Below are 20,323 nucleotides of genomic sequence, written 5' to 3' on the forward strand. Positions count from 1 at the left end.
AACAAGGGAGATAACTTAAAAGCAAAATGACCGATAAACCGCGGTTCAAATGGATGATGAGTAATAAAATAAACAAAATATCTGCGTTGAATACTGGTTCCAGGCAATAGCAAAACAACCTAAGCATATATTTTATAAGCCTTTACTGTCATTCCTCATCGTTTAAAATAACGAAATACAAGATTGCGTTTCAACCACACAACCAGCGCTGACAATTAGCCGCGCTTTGTCGTCGTTTACGTTCAAGGTGTTCACAGTATTGACTCAAGGCTTGAAGCGACCCTACTGCACCTTTAAATAAGTGACCAAAATCTTTAGTTATTTTTAGCCAGTTTTCCGTGGGAATATTGAGCCTGTCGAGAATATACTGACTGCTGCGGCTAATGGCACCGCGTTTGTCATCCCTAATAATTCTGCCAGTGTCTTCCACCAAGAGAAGGTAGTCTTTGGCGCTGAACATCAACCCTTTGGGCATATTGTCACGCTCATTACCGAGAAAAGGCAGTAACTCATTAGGTTGTTCACCTTTAAGGGCAGCATTAATGCGCCGTTGAATACCTGTGTAATCAGAAGTTTCTGGTGTTGCCGCCATCTTGGCACGAACAGGGTTAAGATCAACATAGGCCATGCAGGCCAATACCGCGGCTTCATCGAGCAGAGCTTGCGACTTAAAACGTCCTTCCCAGAAATGCCCTGTGCAACCATCTTCTTTGTTGGCCATTCTAGCGATGGGTTCACACAGTGCTCGGATAAACCAGCTTATACTTGTCAGGCGTTCACGATACACAGCCACTGAATCGATTACCGTTTTTAGCTCAAACTCGTCTAACACTTCATCTTTTACAAATCGCTGAGTTAACAGTGTGCCCTTAAACCCTTTATGCCACTGGATCAGCACTTGCTTATCAGTCCATTGTTTCGCTTGTTCAGCATCCACTCTGAGCACTATGTGCAGATGATTACTCATCACTGCATAGGCACAAATATCCATAGCAAAAATAGTGGCAAGCTCAAACATTCGCCCTTCAACCCAAGCACGCCTGTGCTCGAAGTTCTCACCCGTGGCACTATCAATTCCACACAAAAAGGCTTTACGTACTACTCTAGAGCAACAGTGATAATATGGCGTATCATCCAAGCTCACTATGGTTTTTCTGGGTCTGGCCATCTGTCTATACCATTAAAGAATGATAATTAAAGCTTAGTGTAATGCTCACAATTTCGCCAATAATAATGGGTGGCCATGTTAATTAATAATAATGGGTGGCCATGTTAATTACTAGAACGAGCTGGAAGCCTAGGCCAGAGACAACAAAGCCCGCAATGCGGACTTTGTTATCAACTGCCTCAGGTCAATTACGGCTGCCTAGCCCTTTCTCCTCACGCAAAAAATACATTTCGGTATTGTCGTCATCCAGCGATGTGATTGAAAATGCTAACAGCCCATGTTCGATTGAGTAAAAAAACTGAAACTTTATATATTTGTTAATTTTTGAGTTGATTAAATAAGTCTGCTCAGATTTACCGAGTAGTTTTAGTTCCACCTCTTTCTTAACAGCAAACTCTCTGCCATCTATCGTCCAATTACCCCCAACTTTCAAAGGGCCAATAGGAACCGCAAAGTTAAACAGACCATCTTTAACACAGAAGTATTTTCCTTCTGATTTACATAAAACTAAGCTTCTATATTCATTTGTAGGATCCAGTGTGTATGAATCTTTTAAGTTGAAATAAAAATAACTTGGTTTACCTTCACTTTCTGCATCAAATGCATAGTTATCATAGTGGTAGTTACTAGCAAGTGCGTTAGAGGCCATAAGCAAACTCATCAACCATAAGACTGCAATTGATTTTTTCATTTTTAATCTATCCCTTTTGCAAACTTAATATCTTTCTTATTAACATCTGTTCCTGATAGCCTTCTGGGATAGTGTTTCTTTGCAAATGAATTAGCAAATCGCTCTTTTTTATCCGCATCCCATATGTTGCTATATTGCCTACCAACGACATGACCAAACTCGTGCAATCCAACAAACAAAAGCCCTGTATCTCCCCCTCTTATAACAGACCTAGGGAATCCCCTGATAATTGCTTTTATTTTCAATTTAGTAGACACGCATGGTGCTATCTGATCTAATCAATTTCGCCAAAAACCTACTAGATCTAACACCATGCGTGATATCCATATCTTACACGATTTAATCAAAAAACAATGCCCTCAAATACACCAAAAACGACTTAATTCTCTGATGGTTGCCACTGAGTCACTCCTCGATGGTAATCAACTATCACTTACTCAGCTTGGTCGTAATATTACGGGCTCCGTGGCAGCTAAACACAACATTAAACGTATTGACCGACTCTTAGGTAATTATCACTTAGCTCAAGATAAAATAACAATATATCAGTGGCATGCTCGCTATCTTTGTGGCGCAAACCCTATGCCTATTATTCTCGTCGATTGGTCTGATGTCCGTGAACAGCTTCGAATAATGACGCTACGCGCATCCATCAGCGTTCAAGGTCGCTCTGTGACTCTGTATGAACGGACTTTCTTGTTTGAGGACTACAACGCACCTCGCAGCCATAATGCTTTTCTCGCTGAACTTGCCAACGTTTTACCTCAAGGTTGTTGTCCTCTGATTGTCACCGATGCAGGCTATCGCAATACCTGGTTTAGGGAAGTTGAGCGCTATGGCTGGTTCTGGCTTGGCAGAGTGCGAGGCGATGTAAGCTTTATGCACCACGGGCAAACCACTTGGCATTCAAATAAATCACTCTACTCAAAAGCAAACTCAACCGCTAAATACATAGGTAATGTTCAGCTTGCACGTAAATCACCGCTAAGCTGCCATTTACATCTATTTAAGGCTAAGTCCAAATTACGTAAAGATAAGCGCTCTTCAAAAACGGGCCGAAACCACACCGCACAAAAGAGTTATCGCTTAGGCAGTAAGGAGCCGTGGCTGCTGGCGACCAACTTACCGCCTGAATACTTCAATCCAGCAAAAGTGGTTGAGCTATATGCTAAACGCATGCAAATTGAAGAAACCTTTCGGGATTTAAAAAGCCCACAATATGGCATGGGATTGAGGCAAAGTCGCAGTCGGTGTCCAAAGCGATATGATGTATTGTTGCTTATCGCTATGCTGGCAGAAATACTGTTGTGGTGTATAGGCATAGCCGCGAGGCATCTTGGCTGGCAGAAGGATTTCCAAGCTAACAGCATCAAATATCGCGCTGTATTATCCGTTGTAAGATTAGGAAAAGAAGTGCGGCGAAGGCCAAAATACACACTAAAAGCATCGATAATTTACTGGGCATTAAACGAATATATCAAACTGGTTCATACCGCTGGCAGACCTAAATTATGAGGGGATCCGCCAGCACTCATGGTTAATGGTTTGTAAAGTTATGAGGTATAATTTTGGCTGGGTTCTATATGTGTAACAAGCACCTAGAAAGACATCTAACCATCTTAACACATTGATTTATGGTGATATTATTATTTTACCAACTAACATTACACAGCATTTGTTAGGCCTGTCATTTATTCTACGCAATGAAGGTGCTAGTTTTTTACTCTAATATAATGCACTCGCTCAGTGGCTGAATCACATGAGTGAATTAAACCAATATCGACCCTTTTGTTTGCCATTATTGCAGCTAAAGCACCCACTCTTGTGGTAACCATAGCCGATAGCCTCGTATATAGGTTCATCATGGTGCTCATGGATCACCTCTTAAGAGGAAATGTTATCTTTACATTCTACATGGCAGGTATCTTTCTACTAACTATGCTTTTAATATTTTCACTGCCCATTACCCCTCTGCTTCCAGCAACTTGATTATCTTGTGGGCTTTTTCGAAATGATCCAGTTGGTGGGTTTGGATCCACCAAGTAGCGGCTTGCATTAATAGCTCAGAGTCATCATTTTTATTGGCAAAAAAGGCATAAAAAGACAGGCCGACATTATCGCCTTTTTGGGCAATTTTCTTATGACAAACTTGAATGGCTTTTTCTTTTAATCGTTTTGGTAATAACGGAGTTACTGACTGTTTAAGTAAAGCGGGCATAGGGATCCTTGCTTATGCTATGAGTGAATATTTGCTTCTTGCTTCTGACATATAATGAACATATTACAAAAATGCAGCTTAGGCGCTTTCCTATGCTGCACTTCAGTGTTCAAACAACATTAACCACACAATATACTGATTTAAAAAGATAAATGTGGCTGTTCTTCAATTGATAATTTAGGCTGTACCGCCAACGGTGAGTCGGTCAACTTTGAGGCTCGGCTGACCAACCCCCACGGGAAGGCTTTGGCCGTCTTTACCGCACACGCCAACGCCTTTGTCTAATTGAAGATCGTTACCCACCATAGAAATCAATCCCATGGCTTCTGGGCCATTACCAATTAAGGTGGCGCCCTTGATGGCTTGGGTGATTTCGCCCTTTTCAATCAAGTAGGCTTCTGAGGCCGAGAACACAAATTTACCTGAAGTGATATCGACCTGACCACCACCAAAATTAGGTGCATAAATGCCTTTATCCACCGACTTAATCATTTCATCTAAGGTGGAAGTACCGGCGTTCATATAAGTGTTGGTCATACGCGGCATAGGCAGGTGGGCATAAGATTCACGGCGACCGTTTCCGGTTGGGGCAACGCCCATTAAGCGCGCATTTAACTTATCCTGCATATAGCCTTTAAGAATACCATCTTCAATTAAGACGTTCTTCTGACTCGGTACACCTTCATCGTCTATGCTCAGGGAACCACGGCGATTTGGCATGGTGCCATCATCAATCACAGTGACCAAGTTTGACGCCACTTGCTGGCCAATTTTTCCGCTAAAAGTACTGCTGCCCTTACGGTTAAAATCACCTTCAAGACCATGGCCTACGGCTTCGTGCAGTAACACCCCAGGCCAACCATTGCCTAATACCACAGGCATTTCACCTGCGGGGGCATCCACGGCATTAATGTTGACTTGAGCCTGGCGCACCGCATCCCTTGCAAATTCAAAACTTTGCGGCAAACCTGTGTCATCAGTGATGAAGAAAGAACTGTAATCATGACGACCACCGCCGCCGGCACTGCCGCGCTCGCGCTTGCCATTTTCTTCTAAAATAACGCTGCAATTGAAACGCACTAAGGGGCGAATATCCGCCGCCAAGGTGCCATCGCTGGCGGCAATAATGATTTCTTCATGCACGCCAGACAGGCTCACTACCACTTGGATAATGCGGCTATCTAGGCTGCGAATATAAGCATCGGCTTGTTTTAATAGACCAATCTTAGTGACTTCATCCATGGCGGCAATAGGGTCTGCGCTGTCATACAAGGCATGTTGCTGCTGACGCTTAAACGCCTGCACTTTGTGAGTTTGTCCGGCAATGGCGATACCACGAGCCGCACTCGCCGCCGCTTCTAATGCCACTGGGGTAATTTCATCGGCATAGGCAAAGCCGGTTTTCTCGCCATTGATGGCGCGCACACCTACACCACGCTCGATATGGAAACTGCCTTCCTTGATAATGCCATCTTCTAGCACCCAAGACTCATGGCGGCTACTCTGAAAATACAGATCCGAGTAATCGATTTGATGCTGATGTATGGTGTTCAAGTATGACGCTAACCCATCTAAGGTTAATGCGCCTTTAAATAAACTCTGCTCAACTTGTGCTAAAAATGGCATAAAATCTCTTTGTTCTGTGTTGTGCTAATTAATGTCATTAAGGTTTTTTGATAAGTGTTGGGGGCAAAAATCTATTGTGCCCCTGCACTGGCATTTGCTGCCGAATGCGCTCTAATAATAAAAAATCGGGTTTGGCCTGCACCCAACCACAACCGCTTTCGAGCTGAGACACTATGCGCCCCCAAGGGTCGACTATCATGCTTTGCCCCCACGTCTCGCGGCTACCTTCATTATGCTGGCCCCATTGACCTGCCCCTAATAAGTAACACTGGGTTTCAATGGCTCTGGCTTGTAACAAGGTTTGCCAGTGAGCTTCCCCTGTGACTTTGGTAAATGCCGATGGCAGGGCGATGAAATCGGCACCCGCTAAACGCAGTGCACGAAATAAGTCAGCGAAGCGCAGATCATAACAGATGGCGAGGCCAATTTTACCAAAAGGGGTATCGATAACGGTTAACCCCTCTCCTGGCGTAAAACTGTCACTCTCTCGATATTGTTTGGTATTGTCTGACACGTCCACATCAAACAGATGCAGCTTGTCGTAATGACCTAAGGTTATTCCTTGATTATCAAAAAAGTAGCAACGGCTATGTACCTTAGCACCTTGAGCCTGCATAGGAATAGTGCCGGCGATTAAGTACACATTATGCCGTTTAGCTAAGTCTGCAAGTGCCGCTTTAAGCTTGCTGTTGTCATCAGTGCCTGCATATTCAAGTTGCTGGCTCTCATGGCCGCCAAATAACAGACTGCATTCTGGCAACACCACTAACTGAGCGTCATCAGCTTCTCTAGGTAACAGCGCCAGCTGACCATCAATAAAGTCAATGTTAGCACTGACATCGCGACTACTTTGGCACTGCAATAAACTTATCTGCATCTTTAACCTCTATCTTGGCACTGGCTGGGTTTCAGGCTTTTCCACCAACGCGGGGACGTCCAACGATACATCATCAGCGATTGGTTTAGCCGGGGTTGGCGCTTTAGTTTGACCCTGTGACAGGGTTGAGGCATCAACAGGCTCACCACTTTCAAGTGTCTCTTGGGTCTGTGCGCCCACTTTGGGGGCTAAAATCGCTTCGGGGATCTCAATTTCTTTATGCTTACGCTCCAACTCTTCGATGAGAGGCTCATCCATGGTGCCCGTCACCCGAAAGCGAATTTCAGAAATAATCTCTATCATAGGTTCAAGCACCTTAGTTAGCGCAAACGCACCAACACCAAATGTCCAGGCACTGGTACTGAGTAACACCACAGTCGGTACACTTGACGCTAACTGAGGCACGAAACGAATATCATAATTTAAGCTTTGGCTGCTTAAATCAGTATAGCCCCGCACCTTCATATCGCCTGCTATAGCATCCATTTCTGTGTTACGGGTCTTAAGCACACCTTTATCTATGGTGAGATCGCCCTTAAACTCGTTGAAATATAATCCTTGGCCAAATACATCCGAGAAATCAAAAGATAATTTGCGCAGCAAAGAATCTAAACTGAACAAGGAAAATATCCGCGCGCCTTTATCACTAATTTCAGATAAGTGCCCCTTACCCAGCTCAAACGCTAAAGCCCCATCCAGCGCTGACAACACAAACTCATGGGGGGCTGCCTGCCAGCTAAGATTGCCCTTAAGCTTCACAGGTGAATCCTTAACACCCGGTTCTATCAATAAAGATTCTGACAGGATATCAAACTTATCCGCTTGCAGATCGAGTTCAAACTCACTGCGCTCTTGCCCTGCAACTAAAGACCACAAACCTGTGGCGTTAAAAATCAAGCCAGGCTTAGTTAAGCCTATGTGGCTGAACTGATAACCTAACTCGTTATGGGCACCCTCGAGCTGCAATTGCCCTAATGGCATGCCATTGAAACTAAAGTCTGCGACATCTATCTTAAGTTTAGGCAAGTCGATTAAGGCTGTTTTGAATTCAACCTTAGGTAAAAGGACTGTGCTAGAAGCCGCAATATCTGTGCTACTGGGTGCGGGTACTTCAACAGCCTGAGACGCTGGGTTTAAACCAAGAGTCACTGGATCCGAGTCTGCTTCAAGGGGATTTAACTCGAGCGGCAGCATTGGCGCGCTCGCTTCGATATGCTTCTCGGGCTTAAGTCCAAGCGCTTGTGTGCTCAAGGCAAGCTTTTCACCCTGTACTTCCAAGCCTTGTTGTTGCCAGTCGGGATAGAGGCTGATGTCACCAACAAACTCTTCTGAATCAACCTTAAACTGCCATTTGTCCGCTGAAGGCGATGCACTAAATTCTGCAGCGTGAAGCCATAACCCGGGTAATTCGAATTGATTAACCTTGCCGCGAATTAATTGCAATGGGGGGAAAAACCCTGGCTCAGCCTCTTCGCCAGTGGGTTCAGTGCTCGCTAAGGTAAACTGTTCAATCACAGGCAACCAAGGGGCAAGCTGGGCCTGGTCTAAGGCAATTTGAATTTGCCCTTGCCCTTGCCCTTGCAGCGTATCTCCAAGCTTAAATGCTCGGCCTAGCATTACATCATAATGACTCAAGCCATTGCCGCTCTCTGGGGTTATTTCCCCCCTAAATTCGGCCAACTCGGCCAATTTTGCACTGAATGTGATCGACTGACTCTCACCGAATAACTCAAGGTTTAGTCCTAAAGGCACTTTTACAGGTTTATTGAATGGCGCCGGCAGGCTGATTTCTGTGCCCACTAAGTCACTATTAAGCTGTAATTGCAGCTGATAATTATCGGGTTCAAACACCATGCTCATGGCGCCATCCCATTCAAATGAACCTTGATAATATTCGGACAGTGGATTGGCTGCCGCCTGTGGCAAACTTGCCATCACCACCTTGCCCTGCAGGTCCACCGCGAGCGCCAGCTTGTCGTCACGCTCCTCTGTGGCAAAGGAAAACACTAATCCCTGCCCGAGTAACTTGGCTTTCAGGCCTTTACCTAACAATTCTTGGTTAATAAAGCTCACCTCGCCGGTCAAATCAGTGAACTCAAGCTCAGGGCCAGTTAGCAACAAGTTATTCTTATTAAAGCTGATATTGCCCGCAATGCGTTCTTCTTCACCCTCATAGAGTGGGATATTAAGATCAAGCCTCGCAGAAATAGCGCCCCTAACCTGCAGGCTATTGAGTGTTTCACCTACTGAGTCTTTCAGAGGGGATGCCTGCAACACTCGAGTAGCCGCAAGGGCCTGCGTATTAAGCTTGGCTTCTACTCGCAACAGGCTATTTTCGCCAAGTTCTGGAATATACACATGGGCACCATCGATGGCCACATCTTGTAATTGGCCTTGTGTCACCCACAGATCCATGGCGGCATTTTCAAATAAGGCGTCCAGACGCAGCTCAGTAATGACCGGCCAGTCGGGCTCAAAACGATAAACCGCATTCTCTAGGGTAAAACCCGCCTGAAACACCCCGGAATTATCCTCATAAGGATAGTGACTTAAGGCGCCATGCCAAACCACACTGGCATCAGGGATCTGCCCTTTAATGATGGCGCCATTAAGATACTCGACCAGTTCGGGACTCATGGCGGCTAAGGGAAAATAATCCCCAAGATGCTGTGCTTGCTTGACCTTAACCTTGGCCGCCAGACTCAGGTGCGTGTCTTGTGTAAGACTCACGCCAACTGCCCCCGCCAAGCTAATGTCTTGATTATCGAATGCAAATCTAGGGATAGCTAAGCGCTGCTCGCTTAACTCATAGCGCGCACTCAAGGCCTCACCATGAAAAACTAATGGCGCCTCAAAACCTGTGCCAAAGTCCAGACTATAATCCTGTGCTGGCAAACTAAGATTAAGGCCATGATTGTCATAGCTTAACGCGGCGTCTATGGGGCTCATGCCCGGCATGCCCTCTGCTCGACTCCACGCAACTTGGCTCAGCCTGGTTTTGGCAATCAATCCCGTTTCAAGACTGTGATAGCCGCGAATGGGTCCAACCGTGCCCGACAAGCCGAGCGTCTGCCACTGAGTTAATTGCTCCGCGCTTAGCTCAGGCACCAATGCCAGCAAAGGCGTCAACAGCGGTAGACTCAGCTCGTTGAGATAGGCAAAGAATGCATCATCTTGATAGCGTACGCCGATATCCAATGCTGGCCACACTTGCTGATTAGTCATCAGCTTAAGCCCATGGCTATTTACTTGCCAACCTTCAGGGGAAGACACAAGTTCAAACTGGCCTGATTCGATAGAAAACCGCTCGGTCACGTCAGCCCATTGCCATTGTAATGAGCTGGGTTTTAATACTAATAATCCCGAGGCTAGACTGCGATTGCTAAACTCAAGCCAAGCCTCGAAGTTAAGCTTTCCGTCGATTTTAGCATGCTCAGGTTCTGAGTCTAAATTGGCCACTTGCAGCAAGCGTTTAAAATCCAATTCAGCAGCCTTGCCACTAAGCCATTGGCCGAGATCTAACTCGTTAGCCTGTAGATAAGCCTGACCCACCAAGGAGTCGGCTTGATAGCCATTACCGCTAATTTCAAGTTTCAGGGACAAATTCTGTTGGGATGCCCCTGATTTATCCATCAACAGCTGACCTTCGCCGCGATGAAGATTGGGGCTATTTAACCAGACTAAGTTATTAATAAAAATCGGCTTAAACTTGCGCTTATCACTTAAGAGTTGCACCGACGCATTGGTAATAGAAAAGTGACTCAGCTGCTCGAGGGCAAAGCCATAGAGCCAGTCTTGAGCCTGGGCTTCTTCTGATGCTATGGCTGGACCATGGGTACCTTCTGAATCCATGGCCGCGGGTGATGCTGATGGGGCTATGGCCTGATGACTTAAGTCATAGGCTAAGTGTAAGCCATCGAAGGTAACCGTTTCTATTTGTGGCGAAAAGCTGGCCACTGAGTCCCAGAAATCGATTTTTAAGTGTACTTTTTCCACCATCAAGGTGATGGGTAAGGCAGCCTGAGGAGGAATAACTAATTGATTAATGACGAGTTCAGGACCAAAGGCACGCCACTGGGCCATGATACTCTCAAGCTGCACCTTAACTTTATATTGATGTTGCAGGTACTCAACCAGTTGCTGACGCACCTCGGGGACATGGGGCAAGAGGCCGCGAATTAAACTCACCAAGAGTGCAAACAGCAACAGGCCTAAGGCCAGCAGCTGCCACACTATTTTGATGAGTCGTTGCAGCGTCGGTGTTGACACTAGATCATCACCACATCATATTTATTTTGTGCGTACATGGGCTCACTCTGCAGTCTCAAACGCTTACCAATATAGACGCCAAGTTCAGCCAGAAGATGGCTGTCATCACCATGAAGGCTGTTGTACACAGCGGGAGAGCAATAAATAAGAAACTCATCCGCGGCATAGGTGCTGTTTAAGCGGATCAATTCCCTGAAAATCTCGTAGGACACAGTTTCTATGGTCTTCATGCTCCCCGTGCCGTGGCAACTGGGACATTCGCCGCACACCACGTGCTCTAAGCTCTCTCGGGTGCGTTTGCGGGTCATTTCAACTAGGCCTAAGCCAGAAAAGCCGCTAATGCTGGTCTTGACTCTGTCTTTACTTAAGGCCGACTGCAAGCTGGCCAGCACCCGGCTTTTATGCTCGGCATTTTGCATATCGATAAAATCAATAATGATGATGCCGCCTAAATTACGTAACCTCAGCTGCCGCGCTATGGCCTGGGTGGCCTCGAGGTTAGTATTAAATATGGTCTCTTCTAGGTTTCTATGGCCGACAAAGGCACCGGTATTGATATCCACTGTGGTCATGGCTTCGGTCTGATCTATGATGAGGTAACCGCCAGACTTAAGCTCAACTTTGCGCCCAAGGGCGCGCTGAATTTCATTTTCCACGTCATAAAGGTCGAAAATCGCCGCAGGCCCTGAATAATGCTCAATTTTATCGGCAATTTCAGGCATAAACTCTTGCGCAAACAAGCTTAACTCATCATATGTCTGGCTCGAGTCAACTTGAATATGATCAAGCTCAGTGCCGACAAAATCACGAATAATTCGCACGGGTAAGGCCAAGTCTTGATACAACAAGGTAACGCCTTTGCGTTTCCGGCGCTCACTCACTTTTGCCCAGACACGGCGCAAAAATGCCGCATCTTGTGCCAACTCGTCTTCGCCTACTCCTTCGGCTGCGGTGCGTATAATAAAACCGCCATCGGCATCCACATAGGGCAAGGTAATGTTTTTCAAACGATTACGCTCGGCTTCAACTTCGATACGCTGAGATACCCCCACATGACTAGAATCAGGCATGAAAACCAAATAACGGGAAGGCAAGGTGATATCTGTGGTCAGACGCGCGCCTTTGGTGCCCAGCGGATCTTTGACCACTTGCACCATGATATCTTGGCCTTGGCGCACCAGTTCTGCGATATCACGCACCACGAAGTTACGTTTTTCAGTATCGGCCACGCATTCAGTGTGCGGCACTATGTCTGAGGCATGCAAAAAAGCCGCTTTATCTAAGCCAATATCCACAAAAGCCGCCTGCATACCTGGCAGCACTCGACTGATTTTACCTTTATAGATATTACCCACTAAACCGCGCTTCATGCGCCTTTCAATATGAACTTCCTGCAATACCCCATGTTCAACTAAGGCGACTCTGGCCTCGGTCGGGGTCACATTGATTAATAATTCTGAGCCTTTTTTATTTTTGGTTTTATTATTCATCTTGTCACCCGCGTTATGCACCCTGCGCCAATATAGTTCGGCACTAGATTGATTAAATCAAAGGGTGTCGTCTTGTTCCATCATGGCTGCTAATAAGGCCCGTGTCTCGACTAAAGGTAAACCGACCACTGAGCTATAACTACCAGAAATTTCACTGACAAAACAGCCCCCTAGTCCTTGAATGCCGTAGGCGCCTGCTTTATCCATAGGCTCGCCCGTGGCCACATACTTGGCAATGTCTTGTTGCGACAGTGAAGTAAAGCTCACCTGCGTTTGGCAAAGCCGTGACAAGGCCCGCTTACCATTTGTGATTGCGACCGCTGTCATCACAGTATGAGTACGCCCGGATAATGAAGTTAACATGCGCTCTGCATCTTGGGGATCTGTGGGTTTACCTAAGAGTTGACCGTCAAGCACCACTATGGTGTCTGAACCTATCACTTTTGGGTGCGGTAAATGGCGACTGAGTGCTAGGCCTGCCTGCGCTTTTTCAAGGGCGAGCCTAGTCACATAGGCAGAGGGAGTTTCTAACGCTAATTGAGATTCATCAATATCGGGGGACACCTGAACAAATTGGAATTGTGCTTGGGTAAACCCAGCCTGAGCCAATAATTCTTTACGGCGAGGAGAGCTCGAAGCCAATACCCATGTCATGCTTATCTTACCTTATAACTTCGACGAATATTACGTAATACCCAAAACACCCACCACCAAATAAATATACTAGAAACAACAGGTTGAAGATATTCCGTTTTAAACTGAACCCCGCCAACCACAATAAATTCTAGCCAAAATACCACTAGGTGATACAAACAGATGAAGGCGGCTATCACAATAGATTGCTGCCAACGGGGAAAGTGCCGCAGACGCTGGAAATGCAGCACTACGATATAGGTCACTAATGAAAACGCCATGGCGCGGATCCCAAGATGGGCCCCGAGCAGAATATCTAACACCACCCCAAGAAACCAAGCGGTGAGAATGCTGTACCTATGGGGCAAGGCCATGGCCCAATACATGATGACCATTAACAGCCAATCTGGGCGCCAGAGTTCCACTAAACTTGGCAAAGGCATGATTTGAAACATGACCCCGAAAAAGAGTGTGACCCACACAATCAAGCGGCCATTAGCAATATGGTTACTCATGGCTTGTCTCCACATCCTTGCCGCTAAATGCTTGTTCATCTTCTAGCAGGGTTTCATTCTCTATCAAATCTTCGGGCCAAATCAGCAACACATAGCGAATTCTGTCTAATGCGGCCAGCGGCTGCGCCGTGATCACCGCATAATTTTGGCCTTCATCACGGGAGACCTTCATCACCCTCGCCACCGGGTAGCCTTCGGGAAATCGATTGCCAAGCCCAGAAGAGACCAAGAGGTCACCGGCAATAATATCGGCACTTTTTGCCACATGACGCAGCTCAATTTGGTCAATTTCGCCGGTGCCATTGGCCACTGCCCGCACATCGTTTCGGGTAACTCGCACAGGAATGCCGTGAGTGGGATCTGACACCATCAAGACGCGACTGGTCAGTGCGCTGACTTCAATCACTTGGCCTATCACCCCAAGGGCATCGACCACAGGCTGACCCACATAGACTTGATCCTGTGCGCCGCGATTAAGTACCACATAATGACGAAAAGGGTCGCTGGCCACTTCCATCACTTCGGCGACCACTTTTTTTACCGCTAACTGCACTGGGCTGCCAAGCAAGGCACGCAAGCGCTCATTTTCTTGGCGCAAGTGTTCAAAACGTTGCAAACGTTCAGACATCAACAATTGTTGACGCTGTAACTCACCATTTTGGGTTTGCAGCATGTCGCGGGTTGCGAGTGTATCTGAGGACCAATCCATGAGTAGGCCGGGAAGATTGGCCAAATACTGCAATGGACTTAATATCGACGATAAGGACTGACGGGGAGCTTCTAACTTATCGTTTGCCACGATAAGGGCCACCGACAAAAAAATAGCCAGTGTGAGCCGAGATTGGTTTGAAATACCGCGAACAAAGATAGGTTTCATTGTCTTGCCAGCCCAGCCTTCAGGATTGCCAAAAGGCCAAGCTTAGCTATCGAAGATTAATTCTCTTCCGAGAATAGATCTCCGCCATGCATGTCTATCATCTCTAATGCCTTGCCGCCGCCACGGGCAACACAAGTCAGAGGATCATCAGCCACCATCACAGGGATCCCCGTTTCTTGGGCTAATAGTCTGTCTAGATCACGCAGCAATGCACCGCCGCCAGTCAATACCATGCCACGCTCAGAAATATCTGATGCAAGCTCAGGCGGTGACTGCTCGAGGGCAACCATCACCGCACTGACGATGCCAGATAATGGCTCTTGCAGGGCTTCTAGAATTTCGTTGCTATTTAAGGTGAAGCTTCTTGGCACGCCTTCGGCTAAATTACGACCACGAACTTCGATTTCCAACACTTCATCACCTGGGTAGGCTGTGCCTATGGTGTGCTTGATACGCTCGGCTGTGGCTTCACCGATTAAGCTGCCGTAGTTGCGGCGTACATAGTTGATGATGGCATCATCAAACTTGTCGCCACCGATACGTACAGACGATGAATACACCACGCCGTTTAATGAAATGATAGCCACTTCTGTGGTACCACCACCGATATCAACCACCATGGAACCTGTGGCTTCAGAGACAGGTAAACCGGCACCGATTGCTGCCGCCATAGGCTCTTCAATAAGGTAAACCTCACGAGCACCCGCTCCCATCGCCGATTCGCGAATGGCGCGACGTTCTACCTGAGTGGCACCAACAGGCACACACACAAGTACACGAGGGCTTGGGCGGAAGAAGCTGTTGTTATGCACTTGCTTGATGAAGTGCTGTAACATTTTTTCTGTTACGTAAAAGTCGGCAATAACACCGTCTTTCATCGGCCTGATAGCCTGAATGTTGCCCGGCGTTCTACCCAGCATTTGTTTGGCCGCTATGCCTACGGCAGCAACAGATTTATTCGAACTATTGCGTTCACCACGGATGGCAACCACAGAAGGCTCATTCAGCACTATGCCTTCGTCGCGTACATAAATTAATGTATTAGCCGTACCTAAATCGATCGACAGGTCGTTTGAAAAAATACCGCGCAGCTTTTTGAACATGTATTCAGCCCGTTTCCGTGGAGTAGAGAAAAAAATCAGCTAACTTTATCAATGCAACTCCATTTCTACAAGGACGAAGATGGATACTAGGGCCAAACAGGGCATTTATTTTTATCAAACAGGCAAATAGTGCCATTTTTGTGCTATCGAGCCTGAGAATGACCAAAAAACCACCAACAAAAAATCCAACAACTTAATACGTCTAACAACTGTTCAACTATTGAGTCTCACGCCAGTAGATAATTCTGTCATGACCACGGTAACGACCAAAGAAAGCGCTGGCGCGAGGGTCCGCAAGGATATTTGGGCTCGAAGAGTCCCAATTCCAATACCACTTAAGCCAAGGCGCGACGGTCAAAGGCGCCCTGACTTCACCACGATAATCCACAGTGCCGGCATTGTTCCAAGTGAGCTCTTGACCCCCTTGGAATAGCGTCACTAGTGCCGGACCACGAACAATAGTCTGTCCTGGGATGAGTGCTGGGGAATACTGCTCACTGCCATCCAATGTGGGTGACAATGTGCTGCAAGCATCAGCTAAATTATTCACCCAGTTGCCGGCGCTCCAATACTGAGCATAAACCGGCATGCGCAAGGTTTCACTCTCGGGCCCATAGGTGTTATCCATCACCACGCGCCCATGCCTAAGCTTGGTTGTGGTATTGAGTGGACCAAGTAATTTGGCATCACAGAGTGAACCGCAGGGCATTGCCGTAGAACCCGCATGCATATCAGCCGCAGCAATCAGCGCCAAGCCGCCATCATTGTCATCGACCTTAAGACCGATGGCCAAAGATTCAAAGGGGCCATCCACTTGAGGGGCGCTTAGGCGATTAAAATAGCTGGCATCACTGCCACTCATTAGCGCCTCACCTTTATCCCAAGCCGAAGTTGGAATGCTAGGGGTGGTTAATCTTGATGATAAATCAACCCCATCATTGGCATTCTCGCCAGCAAGGCTTATGGATGCCTTAGCGAACGCACCGATATAATTCTGCGTGGTAACTCCAGTGATATTTTTGGCAGCTAGGGTGTAACCAATACCAAAACCTTGATCCATATAGCTGAACGCGCCGCAGGCTGCTGTAATACTACTTTGGATCACTTCAAAGCTTGCTGGCACGAAACGGCCAATATTGCCTGACGTAGCTGTTGGAATATGATAAAAACTTGAGGCTAAGTATTCACGCGGCGGATCAGCACTAAAAGTAAACACCCCCACTTCTGACACGCTTTGACTCACAGTGTTACTGTTATTGATTGCGGCAACATGGCTGTAAAGACTGTTTGAAAGACTGCCCAGATGATTATCTTTAGGTGCAATTAAATTGTGGGTCAGCACTATGCTAGTTTGGGCATAATTAGGGGTATTGAGGTTATCGCAATATTTATTGATATCACCGTTGTTATCAATATCGTCATCATCTCTCTGCCAAGCCTTAGCTTGGATGACTAACTCAAAGGCTTTGCCCGCTTCTTTATAGGCCTTGCAGCTGGCATCGGCGTTAGGGCAAAGGGCTGCGGATTCTTTTGGGGTAATGCACAAACCAACAGGAAAACTCACAAATTGATCTGAACCCTGCATCACAAGTCCTGCATCATCGCCGCTGCCGGTATAAGTCGCATTCAGCTCAATTTGACCTGCATCGGGATAATTAAGTGTAAATTTGCTTTCGCCGTTAGCATCAAAATTAAGCCCTATGGCCGTCGCGGTATTGGCTTGCTGCCCAATAACTCTACCATTGACAGTGACAGGCTGAGGGCTGATGAGTGTACTAGGGCTAATGTAACTGCTCCAAAAATTGAGCGTTTTAGAGACACCTGAAAAACTTGGCACGCATTGCTGACTAGTATCAGATTTTTTCACCGCCTTGATGCTGATATCGGCGGTTTCTTTATTGGCTAACTTATCAGGCACATCGAAAACAAAGCCACTGTCAGCAAAGCTGATACTGCAGCTGGCTTTAGACAAGGATCCCGAGCCACGACGACACAAGGTATCGCTGCCTGCAACAGTGGATGGATCTGAGGATGTCACCCCTATGGTAATGGGCGTTATCCCATGGTGGCGCAAGTCCACTTGAGCCAAACCATTGGTAAAACTCACAGCGTTAGTATTATTGCCTTCAAAGTACCAGCCGCCATTCGCTATGGGGTGCGGGGAAAGAGAGGCCCGCACGGGATCGGTAAACAAATCGCACACCGCATTCTTACAGGCCCTAACCGTCATGGTTTCCGCCTTGCAGGTCAATGGCGACAGGCTATAGTCAAATTCAAAGTGATGCACCTGCGCCCCTACCGGCTTAGATTTAAGGGCACACACCTTAAAATCATCCATCTCATGATTATTATTAGAGCCACCAGTAGAACCGGTAAATGACACATAGAAATCGTCTGGTACTGGCGCTTGGCCTGAGAAGCTTAACGCATTAAAGGGGGGCACCAGCTCGATGTAATCGGCAGGGTTGCCACGATTTTGGGTATCACGTAGCACAGAAACCATGGCGGTTCCCGACACTCTAGAGTCGATAACTATCTTGTATCTATGGTTTGGTGCAGCATTGGCCGTACTGCGCACATCTATTCGTGGATTCAGGTTGGCATTAGTCCCCGTAAGGTAGCGATAACTGGTATTGGCCGAGCCGCGAATGGCCACGGCTTGTGCCCTAAAACCTGGGCCATCCCTCTTGCCTTCATTGGCATTAGAGAAATTGCCGTATTCATCCAGCGCAATACCCAGCCAGCCACCGGCAAAACCTGGGGTACCGTTATCCCGCTGGGCATAGCCTAAGGCACCACCAAAACTGCCAGGCTGGGGGGTAATGCTGGCATCTGATAAAATAATTGCTATGCCATCGGCACCTGTGCCTGCTTGACTCGACCAAGCGAAATAATCAAATTCAATTTCAACCAGATTATCGGCCGCTGGAAACAGCCGCTGATAAGTGCTCGAGGTGGCTTGATTGCCTATAGCGGACGTTAAACGCAGGCGCCCATTAGTGATGGATGGCGCTAACGAACTGCCTAATACCTTGTGAGCCCAGTCATCGCCTATCTCGGTGCGGCTAAAGTCATCATTAAAACAGCTTAAGCTGTCGTTGATTTTCTCCAGTGCCACAAAACTATAATTCTCCCATACATGACTGCGATCGCTGTCCTGATAGGTGTCTTCATCCACCACCATACTCATCATTGTAGAGTCTAGCTGGCAACGTCTTAACCAGCCGCCATCACCGCCATATCTGGAAGTTTTACCGGCCACCAAGGTGGGTATGCCGTCAAAGCCACTTAACGCCGTGGTATAGCCACATTGGTTTGCCAAATCAATTACAGAAGAACCCGTTCCAGTCTGGCCATTGCCAAAATGAAACTTCACATTGTCGCCATTGAGGTTAATGGTTCCAGTGCCTTGGCTCAGCGCCATATAGGCCAGAGTTTCATTCTTTAACTGGCTTATATCACCTGGTTGGCAACGAGTATTACCCGTGCGCACTTCTGAGCTATCGAGCGCAAGTTCGATACCGTTAGCGGTAAATTGTGAGGTGCTGGTCAACCAGCAATTATTGTTTTTACTTTGTAATTGATTAAGCACCACATTTTGCCCAGTAGGCAAAGTCACTTGAGTGTAGGGGCTATTACTGCCTAACAACGCTTGGTTTATTTGCACACTCCCCGCGATGAGCTGAGTGCCATTAGACAACTCATGGGTACCTGGACTCACGGCAATCCAATGCACTTCAGGCATAGGCACAGATTTTACATAGCGATTACCTGGGGATGGCGGTTCAACTTGAGTCCAGCTAAAGCCAGTGGCGGAAATATTACTGATTGTTACTGTGGCCGGACCGTCACTGTTGCTATTGGTTTTAGACACAGTCGCCATAGCAAAAACTAATGGCGTGACACCGGCCTCGAAAGGTTTATCGAATAATACAGTATTGCTGCCCGAAAGAGATTGGCCAAATTGCATATGGAATACAGCAGGCGGTGTTGGCAGGGTGCAATTAGGCACTGTGGTAACACGGGCCACAGTATCGGCAAAGGTCACACTAGCGCCACCATTGAGACGCACTTGATTTGAAGTGATGGCCCCAGTTAAGCTCGCACTCCCCTCTAAGGTTGCCGTGCCCTGCGCCACCACATAAGCATTTAAACGGGCGCTACCATTAAGAGTAAAGTCACCGTAGTTGTAGATCACAAATCGCTCAGGTGCGCCTATAAGGTTGAGATCTTGATGGGTATAATTATTTTTAATAAAAAAAGTCACAGTGCCACTGGCTGGAAAAACCAAGGTCACACCGTTATTAATGGATAAGGTTTCTATCCAATACTGGCCAGAGGATAACTCCAACCTCCCAGAGGATGCCGACAGGCTTTTCAGCTTATAGATGCCATCAGGGGTGGTAAATTTGAGTGTTTTGTCACTGCCACCGCTTAAACTGACATTAGCGTACTCCCCTTGAGGCACAGAGATACTGGGGGTCGAAAAACTCGGGGGGCCAATATTGGTGCTGCTAGCAGAAGTACATTGACTAAAGGCGAGACGATCATTGGGGAGTACAGCCAAGGGCGTGGTGTCCTTACAGGACTTGGCTTTGTTATTACCATTAGCTGCTACACAGGCACCATGCTGATCGAACACTGTGATTGCTGGCAACTTCGCATTATTGGGGGCATTAAAGAGATAAGCCGAATTGGCAAAACCTATGGTGGCATTACTGTCATAGGCGTTAATGCCTTCAATAAAAGTCTTATCCCACGCGGCGCTTACCTGTGCAGGTACGCCAAATAAACCTGTCAACATAACCAAAGCCAATAGCACTTTTCGCCAAGCGTGCGCGCCACTAACATCAGTT

At 47.0% G+C, this 20,323-nt stretch carries 14 protein-coding genes; 1 reads left to right on the plus strand and 13 read right to left on the minus strand.

The features are described from left to right. Positions 1–190: 190 nt before the first annotated feature. From SDEN_RS17260 to SDEN_RS17270, 3 genes are all read right to left on the minus strand, one after another. Positions 191–1,168, minus strand: a complete 978-nt coding sequence (locus tag SDEN_RS17260) for a hypothetical protein (RefSeq protein WP_011497743.1) — start codon at positions 1,166–1,168, stop codon at positions 191–193. A gap of 184 nt (positions 1,169–1,352) precedes the next feature. Further along, complete coding sequence (locus SDEN_RS17265; protein WP_011497744.1) at positions 1,353–1,859, minus strand: hypothetical protein; 507 nt, start codon at positions 1,857–1,859, stop codon at positions 1,353–1,355. Between the two features lie 2 nt (positions 1,860–1,861). Next, positions 1,862–2,116: a hypothetical protein gene (locus tag SDEN_RS17270; protein WP_041405877.1), complete on the minus strand. Its 255-nt coding sequence runs from the start codon at positions 2,114–2,116 to the stop codon at positions 1,862–1,864. A gap of 55 nt (positions 2,117–2,171) precedes the next feature. Here SDEN_RS17270 and SDEN_RS17275 point away from each other — a divergent pair, with 55 nt between their 5' ends. After that, positions 2,172–3,374 (plus strand): IS4-like element ISSde1 family transposase, encoded by a 1,203-nt coding sequence (locus tag SDEN_RS17275; protein ID WP_011495916.1) that lies wholly within the window; start codon positions 2,172–2,174, stop codon positions 3,372–3,374. 448 nt (positions 3,375–3,822) lie between these two features. Here SDEN_RS17275 and SDEN_RS17280 read toward each other — a convergent pair whose 3' ends face one another. The 10 genes from SDEN_RS17280 to SDEN_RS17325 all read right to left on the minus strand — a co-directional run bounded on the left by SDEN_RS17280 (position 3,823) and on the right by SDEN_RS17325 (position 20,271). Then, positions 3,823–4,077 carry a DUF6500 family protein gene (locus tag SDEN_RS17280; RefSeq protein ID WP_011497745.1) on the minus strand — a complete coding sequence of 85 codons (255 nt, stop codon included), beginning with the start codon at positions 4,075–4,077 and terminating at the stop codon, positions 3,823–3,825. 177 nt (positions 4,078–4,254) lie between these two features. After that, positions 4,255–5,703: a metalloprotease TldD gene (gene tldD, locus SDEN_RS17285; RefSeq protein WP_011497746.1), complete on the minus strand. Its 1,449-nt coding sequence runs from the start codon at positions 5,701–5,703 to the stop codon at positions 4,255–4,257. A 37-nt stretch (positions 5,704–5,740) separates the two neighbouring features. Continuing rightward, positions 5,741–6,580 (minus strand): carbon-nitrogen hydrolase family protein, encoded by an 840-nt coding sequence (locus SDEN_RS17290; RefSeq protein ID WP_011497747.1) that lies wholly within the window; start codon positions 6,578–6,580, stop codon positions 5,741–5,743. A 9-nt stretch (positions 6,581–6,589) separates the two neighbouring features. Continuing rightward, positions 6,590–10,849 carry a YhdP family protein gene (locus SDEN_RS17295; RefSeq protein ID WP_011497748.1) on the minus strand — a complete coding sequence of 1,420 codons (4,260 nt, stop codon included), beginning with the start codon at positions 10,847–10,849 and terminating at the stop codon, positions 6,590–6,592. Next, positions 10,849–12,339 (minus strand): ribonuclease G, encoded by a 1,491-nt coding sequence (rng, locus tag SDEN_RS17300; protein WP_011497749.1) that lies wholly within the window; start codon positions 12,337–12,339, stop codon positions 10,849–10,851. Before rng ends, SDEN_RS17295 begins: the two co-directional genes overlap by 1 nt. A gap of 57 nt (positions 12,340–12,396) precedes the next feature. Continuing rightward, positions 12,397–12,993, minus strand: a complete 597-nt coding sequence (locus tag SDEN_RS17305) for a Maf family protein (RefSeq protein ID WP_011497750.1) — start codon at positions 12,991–12,993, stop codon at positions 12,397–12,399. Between the two features lie 2 nt (positions 12,994–12,995). After that, on the minus strand, positions 12,996–13,487 hold the full coding sequence (gene mreD, locus SDEN_RS17310) for a rod shape-determining protein MreD (RefSeq protein ID WP_011497751.1): 492 nt from the start codon (positions 13,485–13,487) through the stop codon (positions 12,996–12,998). Next, positions 13,480–14,364, minus strand: a complete 885-nt coding sequence (gene mreC / locus SDEN_RS17315) for a rod shape-determining protein MreC (protein ID WP_011497752.1) — start codon at positions 14,362–14,364, stop codon at positions 13,480–13,482. Before mreC ends, mreD begins: the two co-directional genes overlap by 8 nt. A gap of 56 nt (positions 14,365–14,420) precedes the next feature. After that, on the minus strand, positions 14,421–15,467 hold the full coding sequence (locus tag SDEN_RS17320) for a rod shape-determining protein (protein ID WP_011497753.1): 1,047 nt from the start codon (positions 15,465–15,467) through the stop codon (positions 14,421–14,423). A 217-nt stretch (positions 15,468–15,684) separates the two neighbouring features. Beyond that, positions 15,685–20,271: a DUF6701 domain-containing protein gene (locus tag SDEN_RS17325; protein ID WP_157599885.1), complete on the minus strand. Its 4,587-nt coding sequence runs from the start codon at positions 20,269–20,271 to the stop codon at positions 15,685–15,687. Between the last annotated feature and the right edge of the window lie 52 nt (positions 20,272–20,323).

Origin of the sequence: Shewanella denitrificans OS217 (assembly GCF_000013765.1) — a bacterium.
Classification (GTDB): Bacteria; Pseudomonadota; Gammaproteobacteria; order Enterobacterales; family Shewanellaceae; genus Shewanella; species Shewanella denitrificans.

Bases quoted from the DNA above. Each gene is read 5' to 3' on its own strand.
- SDEN_RS17260 (WP_011497743.1), bottom strand. From the start codon at position 1,168: ATGGCCAGACCCAGAAAAACCATAGTGAGCTTGGATGATACGCCATAT.
- SDEN_RS17265 (WP_011497744.1), bottom strand. From the start codon at position 1,859: ATGAAAAAATCAATTGCAGTCTTATGGTTGATGAGTTTGCTTATGGCC.
- mreC (WP_011497752.1), bottom strand. From the start codon at position 14,364: ATGAAACCTATCTTTGTTCGCGGTATTTCAAACCAATCTCGGCTCACA.
- tldD (WP_011497746.1), bottom strand. From the start codon at position 5,703: ATGCCATTTTTAGCACAAGTTGAGCAGAGTTTATTTAAAGGCGCATTA.
- SDEN_RS17325 (WP_157599885.1), bottom strand. From the start codon at position 20,271: ATGTTGACAGGTTTATTTGGCGTACCTGCACAGGTAAGCGCCGCGTGG.
- SDEN_RS17290 (WP_011497747.1), bottom strand. From the start codon at position 6,580: ATGCAGATAAGTTTATTGCAGTGCCAAAGTAGTCGCGATGTCAGTGCT.
- SDEN_RS17280 (WP_011497745.1), bottom strand. From the start codon at position 4,077: ATGCCCGCTTTACTTAAACAGTCAGTAACTCCGTTATTACCAAAACGA.
- rng (WP_011497749.1), bottom strand. From the start codon at position 12,339: ATGAATAATAAAACCAAAAATAAAAAAGGCTCAGAATTATTAATCAAT.
- mreD (WP_011497751.1), bottom strand. From the start codon at position 13,487: ATGAGTAACCATATTGCTAATGGCCGCTTGATTGTGTGGGTCACACTC.
- SDEN_RS17305 (WP_011497750.1), bottom strand. From the start codon at position 12,993: ATGACATGGGTATTGGCTTCGAGCTCTCCTCGCCGTAAAGAATTATTG.
- SDEN_RS17320 (WP_011497753.1), bottom strand. From the start codon at position 15,467: ATGTTCAAAAAGCTGCGCGGTATTTTTTCAAACGACCTGTCGATCGAT.
- SDEN_RS17275 (WP_011495916.1), top strand. From the start codon at position 2,172: ATGCGTGATATCCATATCTTACACGATTTAATCAAAAAACAATGCCCT.